This is a genomic window from Pseudomonas sp. (genome assembly GCF_050739995.1).
Taxonomy (GTDB): Bacteria; Pseudomonadota; Gammaproteobacteria; order Pseudomonadales; family Pseudomonadaceae; genus Aquipseudomonas.
Window position 1 is genome coordinate 1 of the sequence record NZ_JBOICG010000038.1, and the last position, 4,888, is coordinate 4,888.

A 4,888-nucleotide genomic window follows, 5' to 3' on the forward strand; every position below is an offset into this window, starting at 1 on the left:
CTCCAGCACTTGCTTGACGCTCTCTTCCAGTGACAGGGCCTGGGTGTCGATCACCAGATCGGCATTCAACGGCACGTCATAAGGGAACGACTCGCCCGGGATGTTATCCCCACCGGCAGCATACAAGCCTTGCGGATCACGCTCGGCACACACCAACGGCGACGCTTGCACATAAACCGTCAGCAGACGATCACCGCCGATCAGCGCCTTGGCCTGTTCGCGGCCTTCGGCGTCCGGTGCGACGAACGCCGCCAGGGTCAGCAGGCCCGCTTCGTTGAACTGACGCGCCACGTGAGCGGCACGACGCCAGTTCTCGGTGCGACCGGCACGGTCCTGCGGCAAGCCCTTGTTCAGGTCGTGACGCAAGTTCTGGCCATCCAGTACGAACACCGCACGCCCCATGTCGAACAGCTTGCGCTCGACCGCGTAGGCCAAGGTGCTCTTGCCCGCACCGGACAAGCCGCTGAACAGCACGGTGGCTGGCTGCTGGCCGAAGCGCAATGCACGCTCTTCGGTAGCGACATGAGCCAACTTGCCGTGCTGCGCCGCACCGCCATGACCAACCGGTGGCGCGATGATCATGCCCGCCGCCACAGTACCGTTGGTCAAACGGTCGATGACGATAAACGCGCCAGTCGTGCGGTTGCTGTCATAGCCGTCCAGGGCAATGGCAGCGTCAAGGCTGACCTTGACCCGGCCGATTTCGTTCAACTGCAGCGAACTCGCCGGACCTTCGGCCAGGGTGTTCACGTCCACGCGGTGCACGATGCTGGTGATGGAACCCGGCACGTAGCTGGTGGCGCGCTTGATGTCGTATTTCTTGCCCGGCAGCATCGGTTCCTCGGCCATCCACACCAGCATGGCGTCGAAGGCGTCGGTCACTTGCGGCACGTTGTCGGCATGCACCAGCAGGTCGCCACGGGAGATGTCGATCTCGTCTTCCATGGTCAGTGTCACGGCCTGGCCCGGGCCTGCGTGTTCCAACTCACCTTCGAAGGTGACAATGGATTTGACGCGGCTGCTCTTGCCCGACGGCAGCACCACCACTTCGTCGCCCTTGTGCACGATGCCGCTGGCCAGGGTGCCGGCGAAACCACGGAAATTCAGGTTCGGACGGTTGACGTACTGCACCGGGAAACGCAGGTCGGTGTAGTTGCGATCGTTGGCGATCTCGACGGTTTCGAGGATCTCCATCAGCGACTGGCCGGTGTACCACGGCGAACGCTCGCTCTTGTTCACCACGTTGTCGCCCTTGAGCGCCGACATCGGCACGAACGCCAGGGTGCTCGGCTTGAAGGCGATGCCGTCAGCGAACTTCAGGTAATCGGCTTTGATTTGCTCGAATACGCTTTGGTCGAAGCCATTGATGTCCATCTTGTTGACGGCCACCACGATGTGTTTGATGCCCAGCAACGAGGCGATGAAGCTGTGGCGACGGGTCTGGGTTTGCACGCCATAACGCGCGTCAATCAAGATGATCGCCAGGTCACAGGTGGACGCACCGGTGGCCATGTTGCGGGTGTACTGCTCATGGCCAGGGGTGTCGGCGATGATGAATTTGCGCTTGGCGGTGGAGAAGTAGCGGTACGCGACATCAATGGTGATGCCCTGCTCACGCTCAGCCTGCAGGCCATCGACCAGCAACGCCAGGTCGATGTCGTCACCGGTGGTGCCGACCTTCTTCGAATCGCGGGTGATGGCTTCCAGGTGATCTTCGTAGATCATCTTGGAGTCGTGCAGCAGGCGCCCGATCAGGGTGCTCTTACCGTCGTCGACGTTGCCGCAGGTCAGGAAGCGCAGCATTTCCTTGCGCTCATGCTGGCCCAGGTAGGCGAGGATGTCCTCGCTGATCAAATCAGATTGATGCGACATGACAGCCCCTTAGAAATAGCCTTGACGTTTTTTATCTTCCATCGAGCCGGCACCATCGTGGTCGATGACACGGCCCTGGCGCTCGGAAGTTCGCGTCAGGAGCATTTCCTGAATGATGTCCGTCAGCGTCTCGGCTTCGGACTCCACCGCGCCCGTCAACGGGTAGCAGCCAAGGGTACGGAAACGTACTTTCTTTTTGACGATTCGGGCTTTGTCTTCATCGGACAGATGCTCGAGGATGCGGTCGTCGTCGATCATGATCAACGTGCCGTTCTTCTCGATCACTTCGCGTTCGGCGGCGAAGTACAGCGGGACGATCGGGATGCCTTCCAGGTAGATGTACTGCCAGATGTCCAGCTCGGTCCAGTTGGACAGCGGGAACACACGGATCGACTCGCCCTTGTTGACGTTGCCGTTGTAGACGTTCCACAGCTCCGGGCGCTGGTTCTTCGGGTCCCAGCGGTGTTTGCTGTCGCGGAACGAGTACACGCGCTCTTTGGCGCGGGATTTCTCTTCATCGCGACGGGCACCGCCGAAAGCCGCGTCGAAACCATGCTTGTCCAGGGCTTGCTTGAGGCCCTCGGTCTTCATGATGTCGGTGTGCTTGGCGCTGCCGTGGGTGAACGGGTTGATGCCCTGCGCCACGCCATCCGGGTTGACGTGGGTGATCAGGTCCAGGCCCAGTTCTTCGACCATTTTGTCGCGGAACTTGTACATCTCCTGGAATTTCCAGCGGGTGTCGACGTGCATCACCGGGAACGGCAGCTTGCCCGGGAAGAAGGCCTTGCGTGCCAGGTGCAGCATCACGGCGGAGTCTTTACCGATCGAGTAGAGCATCACCGGGTTGTCGAACTCGGCGGCGACCTCGCGGATGATGTGGATGCTTTCCGCCTCCAGCTGTTTCAGATGCGTCAGTTTGTCGACCATGGCTACTCACGGAAAAACGATCTTATGGACGGCCTGCGGGCCGTGTTCGAGCGAGGCATGCTAGCACAGCACCTTCTTCTATTCAGGGAGCCATCTAGATCGAAACGGTATATGAATATACCTGCCTGTTTGGGCTTCCTGTGGGAGCCAGCTCCCACATTTTTGCCCAGCGGTGAGGCTTAGATAGGATTCGGGCAATCGATGAATAGATGCTCCAAGGCAAAACGGCGAGCCAGGTAATCACCCAGTGCCTGTACGCCATAGCGCTCAGTGGCGTGATGGCCGGCGGCGATGAAGCTGATGTCGTTTTCACGCGCACTGTGGAAGGTTTGCTCGGAAGCTTCGCCGCTCAGGTAAAGGTCGACACCGGCAGCAATCGCCTGGTCGATGTATCCCTGGCCACCGCCGGTGCACCAGCCGACGCGACGGATCATTTCACTGCCTTCGATCAGCAGCGGCTCGCGCCCCATCACATCCTGCACACGGCGGGTGAAATCCCGGGGCGACAAGGGCTCGGCGAGGGAACCAACCAGGCCAACGATCTTGGGGTTGCTCGGGTCCAGCGGGCCTTCGACGGTGATATCCAACTGGCGAGCAAGCTGCACGTTGTTGCCGACGTCGGGATGCAGGTCCAGTGGCAGGTGGTAGGCCAGCAGGCTGATGTCGTGCTTGAGCAGCGTCTTGAGGCGACGCTGCTTCATGCCGGTGATGCAGGGGTTCTCGCCTTTCCAGAAATACCCATGGTGCACCAGGATCAGATCGGCCTGTGCCTCGACGGCGGCGTCCAGCAACGCTTGGCTGGCGGTCACGCCGCTGACGATGCGCATTACTTGCGGACGCCCCTCGACCTGCAGGCCGTTGGGGCAGTAATCGGCAATTTTTGCACTGCCGAGGTAGCGGTCCGCTTCCTCGACGAGGGTGGTAAGGGGGACGGCCATAAAAGACTCCTAAATATCCCGTTCCGAGGCGCTCGCAGCCTCGTATAATGCGCGACATTATGGGCGCTCTCCCGCCCCCTGCAACCTGTCAGGACTTACTTGATGCTCAAGGCACTGCGTTTTTTTGGATGGCCATTGTTGGCTGGCGTGCTGATCGCGATGCTGATTATTCAGCGTTATCCCCAGTGGGTGGGCTTGCCCAGCCTTGATGTGAACCTGCAACAGGCGCCGCAAACCAGTTCAGTGGTACAAGGCCCGGTAACCTATGCAGACGCCGTCGTCATCGCGGCCCCCGCCGTGGTCAACCTGTACACCACCAAGGTCATCAACAAGCCGGCGCATCCGTTGTTTGAAGACCCGCAGTTCCGCCGCTACTTCGGCGACAACGGCCCCAAGCAGCGCCGCATGGAATCCAGCCTGGGTTCCGGCGTGATCATGAGCCCGGAAGGCTACATCCTCACCAATAACCACGTGACCAGCGGCGCCGACCAGATTGTCGTAGCCCTGCGCGATGGTCGTGAAACCCTGGCCCGTGTGGTCGGCAGTGACCCGGAAACCGACCTCGCGGTACTGAAGATCGATTTGAAAAGCCTGCCCTCGATCACCATCGGCCGCTCCGAAGGGCTGCGCGTAGGTGACGTGGCATTGGCCATCGGCAACCCGTTCGGCGTCGGCCAGACCGTGACCATGGGCATCATCAGCGCCACCGGGCGTAACCAGTTGGGGCTCAATAGTTACGAAGACTTCATCCAGACCGACGCGGCGATCAACCCGGGCAACTCCGGCGGCGCATTGGTAGATGCCAATGGCAACCTGACCGGCATCAACACCGCGATTTTCTCCAAGTCCGGCGGTTCACAAGGCATCGGTTTTGCGATCCCGGTGAAACTGGCCATGGAGGTGATGAAGTCGATCATCGAGCACGGCCAGGTGATTCGCGGCTGGTTGGGCATCGAAGTACAACCATTGACCAAGGAGCTGGCCGAATCGTTTGGCTTGACCGGTCGCCCTGGCATCGTGGTCGCGGGTATTTTCCGTGATGGCCCGGCGCAAAAAGCCGGCCTGCAATTGGGGGATGTGATCCTGAGCATCGATGGCGAACCAGCCGGTGATGGCCGCAAGTCGATGAACCAGGTGGCACGGATCAAACC

4 protein-coding genes are annotated in these 4,888 nt (G+C 60.5%); 1 reads left to right on the forward strand and 3 read right to left on the reverse strand.

The window, feature by feature from the left end; genetic code table 11:
* The 3 genes from cysN to ACRESD_RS01435 form a co-directional block, all read right to left on the reverse strand.
* Window positions 1–1,872: sulfate adenylyltransferase subunit CysN (gene cysN / locus ACRESD_RS01425; RefSeq protein WP_431749300.1), on the reverse strand; the 1,872-nt coding region annotated here is incomplete at its 3' end.
* Between the two features lie 9 nt (window positions 1,873–1,881).
* On the reverse strand, window positions 1,882–2,799 hold the full coding sequence (gene cysD, locus ACRESD_RS01430) for a sulfate adenylyltransferase subunit CysD (RefSeq protein WP_005784641.1): 918 nt from the start codon (window positions 2,797–2,799) through the stop codon (window positions 1,882–1,884).
* A 179-nt stretch (window positions 2,800–2,978) separates the two neighbouring features.
* The gene (locus tag ACRESD_RS01435) at window positions 2,979–3,737 is read right to left on the reverse strand and encodes a Nif3-like dinuclear metal center hexameric protein (RefSeq protein ID WP_431749301.1); all 759 of its coding nucleotides are present in this window, start codon (window positions 3,735–3,737) and stop codon (window positions 2,979–2,981) included.
* Window positions 3,738–3,839: 102 nt separating this feature from the next.
* On the opposite strand from ACRESD_RS01435, the gene ACRESD_RS01440 reads away from it, so the two are divergent.
* Window positions 3,840–4,888: S1C family serine protease (locus ACRESD_RS01440; protein ID WP_431749302.1), on the forward strand; the 1,049-nt coding region annotated here is incomplete at its 3' end.